The following is a 15,807-nucleotide window of genomic DNA, read 5'->3' as shown; positions in this document are numbered from 1 at the left end:
TTTATATGGGGTACAGATAAGGGGTCGAAGCCCCCCTGGGAAGACCGTTCCGTCAGATAAAGACTGGAAAGGTGATTTTGTCACGCGCTCCCTTTGGGAACGCGCACAGCAGGCGCCGGTTTCGATCGCTGATTTGGCGTCGCTATGCCTGCCCGCGCATCTCGAAACGAACCACCAGCCGTTGCCGGTTGATAGGGCGGGGAAAACGCTCCTCCAACCGCATATCATCCGGAGAATAGCGCAGACCGGCGGCATATCGCAGGGCAGATTGTTCGAACAATCCCGGAGGAACGGCCTCTACAACCCGGACATCCTGTGGAGATCCATCGCGCCCGATCAGAAACTCCACCACCACCTGCCCCTCACGCCGCAATCGCAGCGCCCGCTCGGGATAATGCAGACGGGGACGGAAAAGAGGTTCCAGGTCCGACATCGGCGTTCCGACCTTATCGGCGGCCTGAATTCAAGCCGAATGAAAAGGATCGCGGAGCCCGCAAGGCTCGCGTTGGCAGCGGTCCGTCAAGAGAAGGGCGGGTGACATTGCCACCCGCCCTATTCACTTTACTTTGCCGCCAGCAGATACAGACGGGCCAGATCGGCGGGGCCATCCTTGGCCGTGATGGTCTTGGCCGTGGCCTGGGCTTTCGCCTTCTGACCGCTGCTCAGATAGTAGGTCACCAAGCGCAGACGGGCATCATCCGGGTTCTTCAAGCCGGTCGGCTTGGCCAGGGCCTGCTCCGTCAGGCTGATTGCCTTATCGTACTGGCCATAACCGGCATAGGCTTCAGCCACGCGCAGAACCGGACCGGGATTGCCGCTGGCAATGGCTTCCTTCTCGGTCTGGCCCAGCACCTTCTTGTCCTCGGCAACCGCGCGGGCGGCCATGTCCTTCAGGCGCTTATGACGCTCGGCTTCCTTGCCCTGGCCCAGCAGGCCCGTGGCATAGCCCTTGTCGATCATGGTCATCGCTTCGCCCGGATTACCGGCCTGGATCGAAAGCTGAGCCATTTCCATGATGTCGTTGGTCGTGTCCAGCAGGCCAAGATGATTCATCAGCCGATAGCTGTCCAAGGCCAGACGGTCACTGGCAAAGCCGGGCTTGCGCTGCGTGCGCAGGGCCAGATCCGTCCAATAGTTCTTGTTCGGATAATACTGAACCAGCTTCTCCAGCGCGCCGACATAGCCGGCTTCATTCTTCATGTCGTTATTGGCGGCAGCGAGAAGCTGAAGATCCTTCTCATCCGGCTTCTGGCCGGACTTCTCGACGGCGGCGATCTTGGCACTGACTTCCTTGATCGCGTTCGGATAGTCCTTACCCAGATAATAAGCCTGGATCAGCAGGGTGCGCATGTTCGCATCCTTGCCGCCCGCGCTGAAATAGCGCTGGGTCCAGGTGACGGCCTTGCCGTAATTCTTCTGCTGATAATGCTGCTGTGCCAGGGCCTGCACAAACTGGAGCTGCTGTGCTGCATCCATGCGACCGGATGCAATAACCTTGTCCAGCGCGGTTTCGGCCGTCGCCGTGTCGCCAGCCTGATAGGCGGCCACAAGGCGAGTCTGTTCAACAGTATAATCTTCGAACGGGGTTTTATCGGCGACAGCGTCAGCTTCGCGGATCTTGGCGATCGCGTCCTTGAACTTCTTCGCCTTCATCAATTCCACGGCGGCGTTCAGCGGATTGCCAACCTCGGGACGAACCGTGTCACCAGCGGGTTTCCCCTTCTCCTCCTTAGCCTTCTGCGCGAAGGCATCGGCCGGCGCCATCACAGCGGCGAAGGAGCCAAAGGCGAGAGCCGTTCCCAGCAGGGCGGCCGTGAAGGTACGGGTACGGGTCATTGTCTCGATCTCGATTCTGACCAGCAAGGAGGCACACAATAAGGGCTCTCACCCACTGGTCGGGTGATCCATACGGCCGGCCAACCGACCGCTATACGGATTAGATCAACGCTTGGCGGCAGAGATAAGGCAGGGTTGTCCGAAGAAAACCCTGCCTTTTTCCGCTCACGGCGGCATCAGTCCATGAACTGTTCGCCACCGATCATGCCGATCTTGGTCAAACCCAGCCGCTGGGCCGATGCAAGAACGGTTGCCACACTCTTGTACTTGACGAGCTTGTTCGCCCACAGATGCACTTCCGGCTGCGGGCTTTTCGCCGCCGCATTCATGATCTGCTGCTCAAGTTCGGCAGTGCTGGACAGGGCCTGCCCGTTCCAGATCACGGTGCCATCGAAGTCAACTTCGATTGTCACCACTTCCGGCTCGACAGTGTTTTCCTGCGGCGGGGGAACACCCGCCGGCATGTCCAGTTTCACGGCGTGGGTCTGAACCGGAATGGTGATGATCAGCATCACCAGCAGAACCAACATGACGTCGATCAACGGCGTCGTGTTCATTTCCGGATTAACAGCACCCTCTTCACCGCCGCCGGCACCCACACTCATGCCCATTGGGGCCTCCTATGCTTTGTTCCCGGAGGGGAACCCCGGCAGTCATCGACTGCCGGAGATCACACCAGCGGGGGGCTCGGTGATAAAGCCGATCTTCATGATGCCGGCCCGCTGGCAGGTCACAACGACCTTGCCAACGAACTCATACCGGCCTTCCCGGTCACCACGGATGTGGATCTCGGGCTGGGGGTTCAGCACCGCGACTTCCTTCATACGCTCGAACAGCGCGCTGTAGTCGGGCAACTGGGTAGCATTCCAGTAGATATTGCCCTCTTCATCGACACCGATCGTGATGTTTTCCGGCTTGGTCACAGTCGGCACGTTGGCTTCCGTCGGAAGCTTCACGGGGATCGTCTGGATGGCGACCGGAATGGTCAGAAGGAAAATGATCAGCAGAACGAGCATCACGTCCACGAGCGGCGTCGTATTAATCTCCGACACCACCGATTCTTCGCCGTCAGCGGCGGGCCCGACGCTCATTCCCATGGTTAGGCGCTCCGGGCGGACTTGGAGCCCTGGCCAGCGATCAGGAGAGCGTGCAGATCGGACGTGAAGTTACGCAGACGATCCATGACGACCTTGTTACGACGGGTCAGCCAGTTGTAGGCCAACACGGCCGGAACAGCCACGGCCAGACCGATAGCGGTCATGATCAGTGCTTCACCGACGGGGCCAGCAACCTTGTCGATGGAAGCCTGACCGGACAGACCGATGGCCACCAGAGCGTTCAGAATACCCCACACCGTACCGAACAGACCGATAAACGGAGCGGTGGAGCCCACGGAAGCCAGGAAGGCCAGGCCACCCTGCAGACGACCATTGACGGTGTCGACCGAGCGCTGCAGGGACATGGTCACCCAGGTGTGCAGGTCGATATGGTCGGTCAGGGCACCATCATGATGCTCGGTGGCGCGCATGCCGTCTTCGACAATGCCACGGAAAGCCGAATTTTCGTTCAGACGGGCGGCGCCTTCAGCAACCGAACCGGCGGTCCAGAATTCCTTTTCAGCGGCATTGGCCTGGCTGTTCAGACGGGACTGTTCGAACAGCTTGGTGACCAGGATGTACCAGGTGCCGGCGGACATGATCAGCATCAGAACGAGCGTGCTCTTAGCGACAACGTCGCCGTGCTCGATGATGGCGCTCAGGCCGTAGGGGTTCACGTCCGGAGCAGCGGCTTCCTCGGTCGCGGCCGGAGCAGCGGCTTCGGTCGGAGCGGCGGCGGGCTCGGCCGGAACAGCGGCCGGATCAGCCGGGACAGCAGCCGGATCGGCCGGAACAGCAGCCGGGTCAGCCGGAGCGGTCGTGGCCGGAGCAGTGGTGTCCGTCGGGGTGGTGGACTGGGCGAAAACCGGCGCCGACAGGGTGGCAACCAGGGCGGCGGTGGCAGCGAGGCGGCTCACACCCGCCAGGGTGAACATCTTGTTCATCGTAGCTCTGCTTTCAGACTCACGTGTTTCGATTGGGAGCGATCGGTCTTAACGACTGACGCTTAGCGCGCATCTTCAAGACGGAAGACCAACGGAACCTGGGCAGCAAGCCAAGCTCCCTGGGGCTGTCCGTTGACTTCCAGAGGCTCACAGCGCCAGCGGCCGCTGGCAGCCTGCTTCAGCCAAGCATTGTCAAGGCGCTCATAACCGCTCGACTTGACAACGGTGCCCTCCGAGATGCGTCCCTCTGCATTACAGAACAGGCGCATAACGGTCGTCCCCTCTTCCTCCAGCCGGATTGACTGGGACGGATAGGTGGCGCGGGCATTCTGGATGCTCTTGACGTTCAGCTTACCACCCGTCGGGGGGGCCGGCGGCGCCTCGACCTTCGTGGGGTTGGGCGTCGGCCGCTGAACATCCGGCGGCCGCGTCGTCGTCGCCACCGTCACCGGCGGATTGGGCGGCGGCGGCTGCGTGATCTGAATCTCAGGCGGCGGAATAAAGGGCGGCGGCGGCGTATCGAATTGCGGCGGCGGCGGCGGCGGCGGTTCTTCCGGCGGCGGTGGAGCCACTTCCTCGATGATCTTGGTTTCAAGCGGCTCAGTCACGATCTGAACCGCCTCACGCGCAAGACCAGAAGCGAGGGCGTAGATCAACCCGACGTGCAGAAGAACAACCACCACAATGCCAACCATCCGCCCGGACTTTTGCGGCTGCTGGGGCCGCCGATAGGGCGTTTGCGACAGGTAGGACATCGGTCGGTCACTCGATCCACGGGGGATGGGGCACCCGGAATAGCACACATAGGTGGGATGCGATACCCGCCGGTCTTAAAATTTGCCGGCTACTGGGCAACTTCCTGCACCGATCCGCGCTAGTTTCCGCAACACTCAATCTTTCCCCCGCCCGCAGGGGACGGAAAGATAGGTTGAATGTCAGCGGTACCAGATGCAGCGGCCTGACAACCCTGACAAGCAGGGACATGAAGCCAGGACCAGTTACGGGGGACAATCCAAGGCGGAAGGTGGCAGGCTCAAAGCCGTGCGACTCCGCAACACTCTCAACAAGAAACGACCGGCGGCCCGGTTGGACAGCGGCCGGCTTCCCGATGGCGCCCTTCCGGGGTTAACCCGATACGAAGGGTGCGAACCACATCACTGCCACGCAGGGGCAATGCGTAGAACAGAGCGATAGCGACGACAAGCAATGAGGGAAGCAGCGTCGGCTCATCGCCACCCCCTTCCCGGTCTCGCTTGGTTTGGCCCGAGGGCCGGGAAGTTGCCGGCTCGATCCCCTTTTCAGAGAACCGCGCGGCAGGCTGCGTTCCGTCCGGATGAACGAAAGACAGCGGACCGGCAAGCAGAGCGGCGGCGAACGGCAAGGTCGTCGCCCGGGGGAGCAGGTTCCCCTGGATCAACGTCACTGTAAACAAAACTGCGAGGAGCCCATGGGCCCAGCTACGCGTCATGTCGAGTGCTGCCTCCCGCCAACCGGTACCCTGACCGGATCGGGAGCGACACTGTCACAGCGCTGGCGCCAACACAATGCCCTTAAGCATCCCAGGCATACGATTATCGGCCAGCCTGCCGATATTGCCTGATCATTTGCGCATGGGTTGAAAGATCGTAACCCGCCTGCGCCGCTGTGCGTAATATTGCTTCTTCCGATGTGCTTCCGGCTTTCGCTTCAGCGAGCGCCCAAAGAATCGTCGAGCGTGTGCCGCTGCGGCAATGGGCCAATACAGGGCCCGGAGATGCCGCGAGAGCTGCGGCAAAATCGCCCACCTTCTGCCCTAAGGTCGGGGATGTGACGGGCAGATATATATAGGTCAAACCCAGATCAGACGCGAGTGACGCCGCTTCAGCCGCAGAAAGCTGGCCGGGCTCTTCACCATCCGGACGGTTATTAATAATTGTCTTGTACCCGGCCGCCTTGATCGCCGGCAGATCGACCGCATCGATCTGCGGGGCAACGGCAATCCCATCAACAAGCGGGCGGATATCCAAGGTCATGATAAAATTCACTCTTCCTGGGCATGCGGTGGGGCGGACACCAAACCATGCCTGTCATATCGGCATAAATCGACCAGTGCGCAAGCCCCACACCCAGCGGATACGGGAAACTTAACCATACGGCATATTGGTTAACATACGTTAACTTTGCTGCGACGCAACATGCCCTTCTGCAACCCTGGCCCCGCCGAAACGGCAGGCGGGGCCATTATTGAACCCTAGTCATGCCGCACTTCCGCCACCATCACCCCGCGATCCGCAATCCCTCGCCCTCCGCGTCGCAGGTGCTTTCCCGCACACGGCGGCGCACAGCGAGCAAAAGATCAAGCAGACGCTGACGCTGCTCACCATTCAGATCCCGCATCATGCGGTCATTGATGCTCTGGCGGCGGGGCTGAAGCCGATACAGGATTTCCAAGCCAGCAGCCGTGACGCGCAGCAGCTTGCGACGGCGATCCTGCGGATCATCCTGCTGGCTGATCAGGCCTTTCCGGATCAGTTCGGTGACGGTGGCGCTGATGTGGGGACGGGACAGGCCGCGGGCGGTTGCGATCTCGGACGAGAAGACACCGTCACCAACGGCGCGACCATCCTGGAAGTTGATGTCGCCAGCGACATTCATCAGGACAGTCCATTGCGGCGCCGTCAGGCCGGCTTCTGCCAGCACCACTTCGCTCTGGTGCGACAGGGCATTGGCCAGATCCAGCAGACAGAGCGAGATCGCGTCTTCGGGCCGGAAGCGGAAAGGGGTGTGTGGCATGACAAGGCTCCGACGAGGGGGGAAGTTCAGTGCCCCCACCCTGCCGCACTTGTCCGTAACCGACATTGACACGGATCAATAAAAGTTGAGGTAAACAATGATCCGCCCGATGAGCGATCCGGCATCTTTACGCCGGAAAACGCCCGTCCCATCCTGATGTCAGGGCACGGTTGCGTTCCACATCATCGGGAAAGTCCATTTCGCCCCATTCCAGCCCCTGGATGGAAACGGTGCCAACGGACGCATCGCGCTTGGCCAGCGTATCAATCACAGAGAGATACCAGCGCCGCAGCCCTTCCGGGGTGCGCAGCGTCTGTTCCACCGCCGCCGCGAAGGCCTTTCCGCCTTCCGCTGTGAAGCGCAGGAATCCGATAGATTCGCCATTCACGATATCCAGCGGCAAGGTCTTGCCGATATCCAGCAGCCGCCCGGCCGTATCGGTCCGCACCTTCATATCGTCGGCGTCATAATCATCCTTAGCGTCGATCGTCACGGTGATCGGCGCCGTGGCCTGGGCAAGCAGACGACGCGCGATCTCCGGCTCGAACAAGGTGTCGCCATTCAGGATCAGGAAATCGCCTTCCATCTCCTGCCGGGCCACCCAGCAGGAGGCGGTATTGTCCGCCAGCGCGTAGAACGGATTATAAAGCGTGCGGACGCGGATGCCGGACAGGTCCATACCCGCCAGCGCCGCCTCCACCCGGTCGGCACGGAAACCGGTAACGATCACCGCCTCCCCCACCCCGGCGGCAGCCAAGCCGCGCAATTGCCATTCCAGCAGGGAGCGGCCTGAGAGGTCGATCAGGCATTTCGGCTGCTCCGCCGTCAGCGGCATCAGGCGTTTGCCCTGCCCGGCACTGAGAATGATGGCTTTCACGACACTTACGCTCCAGGAATAACGGCAACCGGCGTCCGAACGATCAAAAGGACGCCCCCCGTGAAGGGCGGACAATGCCGCCACGCCGATCCGCCGTCAATCCTCCGCCCATTTACGCATCAGGTTGGCCAGACACTTGGAGAGAAGGTCGAATTCAGCCGTCTTGCCCTGTTGCTGGAACAGGGTCTGGCGGGCCGTATCCAGGTCGAACAGAAGCTCCCGGTCCCCGGCATCCCGAATCAATGACCGTATCCAGCCTACGGCAGCCATACGCTGTCCCCGCGTCACCGGCTCCACCCGATGCAGGGTCGTCGAAGGATAGAACAGGCCGGAACCCGCCGGCAGCTTGAAGGCCATCTCGCCCGCCGCCGTTTCCATCACCAGTTCCCCCCCATCATACTCAGCGGGATCAGCCAGGAAGAGGGTGAAGGAGATATCGGTACGGACCCCGCCCATGATGGCATCGTCAACATGGCTGCCATAATGCTGCCCGCCGCCATAGCGGCTGAACAGAATGGGACCGAACCGGCAAGGCCGTGTGGCCATCGCTACCAGCGGATGGGTCCGAACCACCTGCTCCACCATGGCACGCAGATCGGCATGGGCCGGGTCATCCGCGCGCAACTGCTCATTATCCTTGACCAGACGCGCGTGCCAGCCCGCCGTTGCGGCGCCATGCTGCATCCGTCCTTCCGTCAGGCGGGCGGTGATGCGACCAATCTGTTCGGCCGACAGAATATCGGTGACGGGCAGGATCATGATGGCTCCACAAAGGTTAGGCTGGTTATCAGATTTCAATTGCGAATGACTTGCAATGACCTAAATCACGTGGCACGGTCGCAGCCGCTTCAATGGCAACAAATGGCAGAGGGTTCCCCGCATGATTATTCGTCCGCGACTGTGGGTCGGCATTGGTCTTTCCGTCCTTGCCGGCACCGTGCCGGCAGCCAGTGCCAGCGCCGCCGATCCGATCACCGCCCTGCATGCCGATGCCACCGGGCTGGCCCTGCAGGTCGCCCATGGTGGCGAGGGCGGTGAAGGGGGTGAGGGTGGCGAAGGCGGCGAGGCCGGCGTCTCCCCGGAACAGGCCGCCAAGGATCCCGTCGCCTTCATCTCCGCGCTGGACGTGACGGCAGCGCATTACCATGCCGGTCTTGCCGCCTATAAGGAAGGCGAGACCCAGGCCGCCGGCGAGATGTTCGCCCACCCGATCTCGGAGATCTATATCGATCTGGAGCCGGTTTTCACCGCACAGGGTGCGGCCCCCTTCCAGGCGGACATGGAGAAGGCGTCGGAACTGGCGCTGAACAAGGCGCCGGTTGCCGACGTGGAAGCCGCGGCCAAGAAGGTGCTGACGGCACTGGAAGCCACCGCCGCCAAGGCCCCGACCTCCAAGGCCAGCCCGAAGGCCATTCAGGCCAAGCTGCTGGCCGACATGATTGACCGCGGCGCCCGCCAGTACCGCTCCGCCGCCGCTGTGGAAGAGTTCGAGCCGTACCTGGACGGCTATGGCTTCGCTATCGCCGCCAAGGACCGCGCCGCTGCGCTGACCAAGGCGGGCGGCGAGGTTTCCGCCGATGTGAAGGCGGCGATCGACCTGCTGGTAAAGGCCTATCCCACCGCCAAGCGTCCGGCCAGCCTGCCGGTGACCGTCGACGCGCTTCAGGTCCAGGCCTCCAAGGCCCAGTTGGCCCTGTCGCGTATCCGCTGACGCGACAGCGTTATCGTGGAAAAGGCGCCCCCGGTGCGGGGCGCCTTTTTTCATGGGCAATCGTTACTCTCGCTGGGTGGAGAAACGATGCGCCTTATACCAATCCGCCGAATGATTGACCCTTGGTCAACCCTTCGACGGCCTCAGGCGCCGGCGCCAACATGCGTTGGCTTGGCTAACGCGGCACAAGCCGCGCGGCGGCAGTCGCCGCCGATACCAATCTGCCATGAGTCAAACTCAAGGCGGGTTGGTATTATGCCAGCACACCGCCATGCGGCTGGTCGAACTGCAAGGCTGCCAGTCTCGCATAAAGACCATCCTGGCGGATCAGCTCCTCGTGCCGGCCAATCGCCTCCACCTGGCCTTTGTCCAGCACCACGATGCGGTCGGCATTGACGATGGTGGACAGGCGGTGGGCGATGATCAGCGTCGTGCGGTCGCGCATCAGCCCATCCAGCGCCTGCTGCACGGCACGTTCGCTTTCCGCATCCAGGGCCGAGGTTGCCTCGTCCAGCAACAAAAGCGGTGGGTTGCGCAGGATGGCGCGGGCAATGGCAATGCGCTGACGCTGCCCACCGGACAGGCGCACGCCCTTTTCCCCCAGGAAGGTGTTGAACCCGTCGGGCAGCGCTTCCAGGAAGGACAGCGCGTTGGCAGCGTGGGCCGCCTCGCGCACCTCCGCATCGCTGGCATCCGGCCGGCCATAGCGGATATTTTCCATGGCGTTGGTGGAGAAGATCACCGGATCCTGCGGCACGATGCCGATACGGGCGCGCACATCGGCCGGATCGGCCTTGGCGATATCCACCCCATCCAGACGGATGATGCCCTGCTGTGGATCATAAAACCGCAGCAGCAACTGGAAGATCGTGGTCTTGCCGGCCCCGCTGGGGCCGACCAGCGCAACCGTTTCCCCCGGCGCCACGGTCAGGGTCAAGCCACCCAGGGCCGATTCGGCCGGGCGGGCGGGATAGTTGAACCGTACATTCTCAAAAGCCACGGCCCCGCGGGGCGGCTGCGGCAAGGGCAGCGGGCTGGCAGGCGGCCGGATATCCGGCACCGTGGCCAGCAGATCGAACAAGCGTTCCGTGGCCCCGGCGGCGCGGGCCAGATCGCTGGCCACTTCCGACAGGGCGCCCACGGCACCCGCCACCAGCACGGCATAAAAGACGAAGGCGGAAAGCTCACCCCCGCTGATGCGGCCATCGATCACATCATGGCCACCCACCCACAGGACCAGACCGATGGCGCCGAAAACCAGCACGATCACCAGCATGGTCAGCCAGGACCGCGCCCGGATACGGTGAAGCGCGACCTCGACCGCCTTTTCCACCCGGCTGGCGAATCGCTCCCGCTCCCAGGTTTCATGGCCGAACGCCTGCACCGTGCGGATACCGCCCAGCACCTCGTCGACCGCGCTGCCGACATCGGCCACCGCATCCTGGCTGGCGCGGCTGAGCCGGCGGACCTTGCGACCGAAAATGATGATGGGGGCCACCACCAGCGGCACCACCAGCAGGGCAAGCCCCGTCAGCTTGGCACTGGTCAGTGCCATCAGCACAATGCCACCGATCAGCGACAGGATATTGCGCAGTGCGATGGAAACGCTGGTCCCGATCACCTGCTGCAGCAGCGTCGTATCGGCGGTCAGGCGAGACATGATCTCGCCCGTCCGCGTCGTCTCATAAAAAGACGGCGACAGCGTCAGCAGATGGTCGAACACCCGGCGGCGCATATCCGCCACCATCCGCTCCCCAACCCAGGAGACGAGGTAGAAGCGCGAGAAGGTGGACACGGCCATCAGCACGATCACCACCAGCAGCACCAGTAGTGCCTGGTTCAGCAGATCGGCGTTCCCGGCCGTGAAGCCATGATCGACCAGGGCGCGCAGCCCCTGCCCTAATCCCAATACCGTTCCAGCCGACACAATAAGCGCCAGCGTGGCCCCCGCCATCTGCCGCCGATAAGGGCGCAGGAAGGGCCAGAGCATGCGCAATGGCTTCAGGTCGCGCCGGGCAGCGGCATCCTGTTCGGGCAAAACAGCGGAACGTTGACGGTCATCTAAAGCCAAGGGTCGGCTCCCCGGTCGGAAAAGCGGGTGGCAATCACCCGGCGCTCGTGGTAACCGCTGCGAGCGTGAAGGGCAACAGGCACGCCGGTCGCAGCCCAACCCTGCTTTGCGTTACAGCAATGCGGGATGGGGTTGTCAGTCCGCGCCCGATTGTATATAAGCCCGGCTTCGTTTTGAGGACTGCCGACCATGAAGACCGATATCCATCCCGACTACCACGAGATCACCGTCATCATGACCGACGGCACCTCGTTCAAGACCCGTTCCACCATGGGCAAGGCCGGCGACACGCTGCGCCTGGACATCGACCCGAAGTCCCACCCGGCCTGGACCGGCGTCCAGAAGCTGCTGGACACGGGCGGGCAGATCGCCAAGTTCAACAAGCGCTTCCAGAGCTTCGGCCTGAAGTAAGCCTGTTAAACGGGTCCTGTGAAAAAGGCGCCGGCGGTTTTAACCGCGGCGCCTTTTCCATTTTCAGGCTCTTGATAGCAAACCCCTTAATCGCCGGGCGCTGCCTCCGGCAGTTTGGCTGCACGGTGCACGCGCCAGGCTGGCGGCCGCCAGCCTGTCAAAGGTCTAACCTTTGACAGGCTGGTCTCAGATCGTGGGGATGGGCATCCCCTCCAGCAATTTGTCCAGCGTCACCGGATAATCGCGCACCCGCACGCCGGTGGCATTGTAGATGGCGTTGGTGACAGCGGCACCGACCCCGCAAATCCCCAACTCCCCCACGCCGCGGGCCTTCAGGGGGGAGGAATTTGCGTCTTCATCCCCTTCCAGGAAAATCACGTCGAGATCGGGAATGTCGGCATGGACCGGCACATGATATTCGGCCAGATCATGGTTGACGAAGAAGCCCAGGCGCTTATCGACGACCAGTTCCTCCATCAGCGCTGCGCCGATTCCCATGGTCATGCCACCCAGGCACTGGCTGCGGGCCGTCTTGGGGTTGAGGATTCGCCCGCAGGAGGCGACGGTCAGCATGCGGCGAACCCGCACTTCCGCCGTATAGCGGTCCACCCCCACCTCACAGAAATGGGCACCAAAGCTGGCCTGGGCGAATGTCTTTGTCAGATCGCCAAACTCGATTCCCGCCTCAGCCTGGATTTCCTGGTCTTGCGCCAGATCGGCCAGCGGCACCCGCCGGCCATCGGAAACCAGATGGCCATCGGCAAAGCTCACCCCCTCGGCATTGACGCCAGCCCGCGCCGCCAGCTTGGCCCGCAGCGCCATGCAGGCAGCATAGACGCCAGAGGTGGCGCTGTTCGCCCCCCAGGAGCCACCGGAACCGGCAGCCTCGGGGAAGTTTGTATCGCCCAGCCGGACCTCTACCGCCGACAGGGGCAGGCCCAGCATCTCCGCCGCCGTCTGGCCCATGATGGTGTAGCTGCCCGTGCCGATATCGGTCATGGCCGATTCCACCCGCAGCCGCCCGCCCGGTAACAGCCGGACCCGCGCGTGGGACGCGGTGACCAGATTGTCCCGGATGGCGGATGCCACGCCATAACCGATCAGCCAATCCCCGTCCCGCATCTGGCCCGGCTTGGGGTTACGCCGGTTCCAGCCGAACCGCTCCGCCCCCAGGCGCAGGCATTCCACCAGCCGCCGGTTGGAAAAGGGACGTTCTGGGCCGACTTCGGGGTCATGCTGGATATCGTTCAGGATGCGAAACTCCACCGGGTCCAGGCCCAGCTTCTCCGCCATCTCATCCATCGCATTTTCCAGGGCCAGCAGCCCGACCGCCTCCCCCGGTGCGCGCATGGCATAGCCGGGGGCGAGGTCGAGCCGGGCCTGGCGCGTCGCCGTCATCCGGTTGGCCCCGGCGTAAAGCAACCGTGTCTGGAAACAGGCGTTTTCCGACGGCGCACCGGTATTGCCCGCCCGTTCCGGCGGCAAGTTACCGGACCAGTCTTCATGCGCAATCGCGGTCAGCCTTCCGTCGCGGCCCGCCCCCAGCCGGATGCGCTGGATGGTGGCAGAGCGCTGGGAGGTGTGGTTGAAAATCTGTGCGCGGGTCAGCGCCACCTTCACCGGTCGGCCCAATTGCCGGGCCGCCAGGGCCGACAGGGTGAGGTCGCCATAGCCGACCAGCTTGGACCCGAATCCACCGCCGACATAATTGCTGACCACCCGCACCCGGCTTTGCGGGATGCCCAGCGTGTTGGCGATATCGCGCTTTGCCCAATGCAGCATCTGGTGGGCCGTGTAAACGGTCAGCCGGTCGCCTTCCCACAGGGCCATGGTCGCATGCGGCTCCATCATCGCATGGCTTTGCGACGGGGTGCGATATTCCACCTCCAGCGTCACCGGGGCGGATGCCAGGGCCGCGTCAAGGTCGCCCACAGCCGTATCGCTGTTGTCGCCATTATAATGGGTGGGAACGGTCGCGGTTGCGCGCGCCTTATCCAGATCGTAGCTGCCCACTTCCCGACTATAGTCCACCCGGATCAGCCGGGCGGCGGCGCGGGCTTGCTCGAACGTTTCCGCCACCACAAAGGCGATGGCCTGATCGTAATGGTAAATCTCCGGGTTATGGAGTTGCGGAGACGATTCGCCGGGCTTGAAGCGCTGTTTTGGCGCGTTCTCATGCGTCATCACCAGCAGGACACCGGGCGCCTTCTCCGCCGCCGCGACATCCAGGGCGGTGATCCGGCCCTTGGCGATGCCGGCGCCTAAGATGAAGCCATAGGCCGCGTTCGGCGCTTCGTCATGAAACTCATAGGCGTAGCGGGCGCGACCGGCCACTTTCAGCGGCCCGTCCAACCGGTCATGCGGCTGACCGATGATTTTCTTGGCATCGGTCGGATTGGGACCGGCGGCTTTATCGAATTTCATCGTGTCCCCTCCCCGGCAGGGTGGTCGGCCAGGGCGGCGGTCAATGTCCGCCGCACCAGGGCCAGTTTGAAGCGGTTCTCATCCGTGGGGCGGGCATCGGCCAGCACCTGATCGGCGATGGCATCGGGGCTGGACAGGGCTTCTGCCGCCTCCACCCGCCAGGGCTTGGTGCCGATACCGCCGAAGGCAATGCGCTGCACGCCATCGCCCCGGACCATCGCCACCGACACGGATGCGAAAGCATAAGAGGCGCGGTCGCGCACCTTGCGGTAGGAATGGTGCCCGCCCAGCGGGGCCGGCAGCCGCACGGCCGTGATCAATTCCCCATGGTTCAGCACAGTTTCGATATGCGGGGTCTCCCCCGGCAGGCGATGGAAATCGGCAATCGGGATATCGCGACGGGTCCCATCCGCATCTACGGTTTCCACCACCGCATCCAGCAGCCGCATGGCCACGGCCATATCGGACGGGTGCTGGCTGATGCACTGGTTGGAGACACCCAGGATCGCCAGATTGCGGCTGAACCCTTCCAGCGCCGCGCAGCCGGAACCGGGGGCGCGTTTGTTACAGGGCATGGCCGTGTCGTAAAAATAGGGGCAGCGGGACCGTTGCAGCAGGTTACCGCCCGTCGTCGCCATATTGCGCAACTGTCCGGACGCGCCGGCCAGCAAGGCCCGCGACAGCACGGCATAATCGCGCCGCACCTGGGGGTGCGATGCCAGATCGGTATTGCGGAAAAAGGCGCCGATGCGCAGCCCGCCCTCTGGCGTCGCGTTGATCTGGTCCAGCCCCAGGCGGGAGATATCGACCAGATGGCCCGGCCGTTCCACATCCACCTTCATCAGATCCAGCAGGTTGGTGCCGCCGGCGATAAAGCGGGCATCGGGCCGGGCCGCCACGGCAGCGGCGGCCTCTTGCGGGCTTTCCGCCCGCTGATAGGTGAACGCCCTCATGACGGCACCCCATCGGCCACGTCGCGGATGGCGGCAACGATGTTGGGATAGGCTGCACAGCGACAGATATTGCCGGACATCCGCTCCCGCACTTCTGTATCGGAGAAGGCGACACTTTCCAGGTCTTCAGTGGCATGGCTGGGGATGCCGTCCTTGATCTCCTGCAGCATGGCGACAGCGGAACAGATTTGCCCCGGCGTGCAATAGCCGCACTGATAGCCATCATGCGCCACAAAGGCCGCCTGCATCGGGTGCAGGTTCTCCGGCGTGCCCAGCCCCTCGATGGTGGTGACCTCCGCCCCCTCATTCATCACGGCCAGCGTCAGGCAGCTATTGATGCGGCGACCATCCACAATGACGGTGCAGGCGCCGCACTGGCCCTGGTCACAGCCTTTCTTGCTGCCGGTCAGGTGCAGCCGGTCACGCAGCGCGTCCAGCAAGGTGACGCGCGGGTCCAGATCAAGCGCAACCGGCTTGCCATTCAGCGTGAAACGGACGGGAACCGGGGGCGACGCAGGGCCCGCCCCTGTCGCCGGCGCGGCGGGCGGTACGGCCCCACCCGCCCGCGGGCTGGCCAGATTGGCGGCGGCCAGCCCGGCCGCCCCCGTCATCAATACCGCGCGCCGTGATACCTGGCCCGGCAGGGGGCCAGGCGGGTGCTGGCAGGGGTGATCCCGCATCGCATCCTCCGATCTTTGTCCGATATCCTTG

Annotated in this window: 16 protein-coding genes; 2 read left to right on the top strand and 14 right to left on the bottom strand. The window is 63.2% G+C overall.

All coding sequences use genetic code 11. The features are described 5' to 3' along the window. Positions 1-142: 142 nt before the first annotated feature. From G473_RS0115955 to G473_RS0115910, 10 genes are all read right to left on the bottom strand, one after another. Positions 143-433: an energy transducer TonB gene (locus G473_RS0115955; RefSeq protein WP_029013920.1), complete on the bottom strand. Its 291-nt coding sequence runs from the start codon at positions 431-433 to the stop codon at positions 143-145. Between the two features lie 128 nt (positions 434-561). Further along, positions 562-1,836, bottom strand: coding sequence for a tetratricopeptide repeat protein (locus G473_RS27290; protein ID WP_051330346.1), 1,275 nt, complete (start codon positions 1,834-1,836; stop codon positions 562-564). 176 nt (positions 1,837-2,012) lie between these two features. Then, on the bottom strand, positions 2,013-2,441 hold the full coding sequence (locus G473_RS0115945; RefSeq protein WP_035707923.1) for an ExbD/TolR family protein: 429 nt from the start codon (positions 2,439-2,441) through the stop codon (positions 2,013-2,015). 48 nt (positions 2,442-2,489) lie between these two features. After that, entirely contained in the window at positions 2,490-2,933 is a 444-nt protein-coding gene (locus G473_RS0115940; protein ID WP_029013918.1) for an ExbD/TolR family protein, read from the bottom strand. Positions 2,934-2,935: 2 nt separating this feature from the next. Next, complete coding sequence (locus tag G473_RS27285; RefSeq protein WP_210163335.1) at positions 2,936-3,877, bottom strand: MotA/TolQ/ExbB proton channel family protein; 942 nt, start codon at positions 3,875-3,877, stop codon at positions 2,936-2,938. A gap of 62 nt (positions 3,878-3,939) precedes the next feature. Then, positions 3,940-4,632, bottom strand: coding sequence for an energy transducer TonB (locus G473_RS0115930; RefSeq protein ID WP_051330345.1), 693 nt, complete (start codon positions 4,630-4,632; stop codon positions 3,940-3,942). Between the two features lie 816 nt (positions 4,633-5,448). Next, positions 5,449-5,889, bottom strand: a complete 441-nt coding sequence (locus tag G473_RS27280) for a protein tyrosine phosphatase family protein (RefSeq protein WP_035707504.1) — start codon at positions 5,887-5,889, stop codon at positions 5,449-5,451. 244 nt (positions 5,890-6,133) lie between these two features. Then, entirely contained in the window at positions 6,134-6,649 is a 516-nt protein-coding gene (locus G473_RS27275; protein WP_035707501.1) for a MarR family winged helix-turn-helix transcriptional regulator, read from the bottom strand. Between the two features lie 127 nt (positions 6,650-6,776). Then, positions 6,777-7,526 (bottom strand): phosphocholine cytidylyltransferase family protein, encoded by a 750-nt coding sequence (locus G473_RS0115915; protein ID WP_029013916.1) that lies wholly within the window; start codon positions 7,524-7,526, stop codon positions 6,777-6,779. Positions 7,527-7,622: 96 nt separating this feature from the next. Next, the gene (locus G473_RS0115910; protein WP_029013915.1) at positions 7,623-8,285 is read right to left on the bottom strand and encodes a Fe2+-dependent dioxygenase; all 663 of its coding nucleotides are present in this window, start codon (positions 8,283-8,285) and stop codon (positions 7,623-7,625) included. Positions 8,286-8,406: 121 nt separating this feature from the next. Between G473_RS0115910 and G473_RS0115905 the strand changes: the two genes are divergently transcribed. Further along, positions 8,407-9,237, top strand: coding sequence for a hypothetical protein (locus G473_RS0115905; protein ID WP_029013914.1), 831 nt, complete (start codon positions 8,407-8,409; stop codon positions 9,235-9,237). A gap of 253 nt (positions 9,238-9,490) precedes the next feature. Here the strand turns inward: G473_RS0115905 and G473_RS0115900 are convergent, their stop codons facing one another. Next, entirely contained in the window at positions 9,491-11,308 is a 1,818-nt protein-coding gene (locus G473_RS0115900) for an ABC transporter transmembrane domain-containing protein (RefSeq protein WP_029013913.1), read from the bottom strand. Positions 11,309-11,497: 189 nt separating this feature from the next. Here G473_RS0115900 and rpmE point away from each other — a divergent pair, with 189 nt between their 5' ends. After that, on the top strand, positions 11,498-11,719 hold the full coding sequence (gene rpmE / locus G473_RS0115895) for a 50S ribosomal protein L31 (protein ID WP_029013912.1): 222 nt from the start codon (positions 11,498-11,500) through the stop codon (positions 11,717-11,719). 186 nt (positions 11,720-11,905) lie between these two features. On the opposite strand, the gene G473_RS0115890 is transcribed toward rpmE, so the two are convergent. The 3 genes from G473_RS0115890 to paoA are packed head-to-tail and all read right to left on the bottom strand — an operon-like array spanning position 11,906 to position 15,776. Continuing rightward, positions 11,906-14,143: a xanthine dehydrogenase family protein molybdopterin-binding subunit gene (locus G473_RS0115890; RefSeq protein WP_029013911.1), complete on the bottom strand. Its 2,238-nt coding sequence runs from the start codon at positions 14,141-14,143 to the stop codon at positions 11,906-11,908. Further along, on the bottom strand, positions 14,140-15,096 hold the full coding sequence (locus G473_RS0115885) for an FAD binding domain-containing protein (protein WP_029013910.1): 957 nt from the start codon (positions 15,094-15,096) through the stop codon (positions 14,140-14,142). The genes G473_RS0115890 and G473_RS0115885 overlap by 4 nt, the downstream gene beginning before the upstream one ends. Beyond that, entirely contained in the window at positions 15,093-15,776 is a 684-nt protein-coding gene (paoA, locus tag G473_RS0115880) for an aldehyde dehydrogenase iron-sulfur subunit PaoA (RefSeq protein WP_051330344.1), read from the bottom strand. Before paoA ends, G473_RS0115885 begins: the two co-directional genes overlap by 4 nt. Positions 15,777-15,807 lie beyond the last annotated feature (31 nt).

The sequence above is a fragment of the Niveispirillum irakense DSM 11586 genome, from assembly GCF_000429645.1.
Classification (GTDB): Bacteria; Pseudomonadota; Alphaproteobacteria; order Azospirillales; family Azospirillaceae; genus Niveispirillum; species Niveispirillum irakense.
The sequence above is the reverse complement of the archived record's forward strand: the minus strand, read 5'-3'. Positions and strand labels throughout refer to the sequence as shown.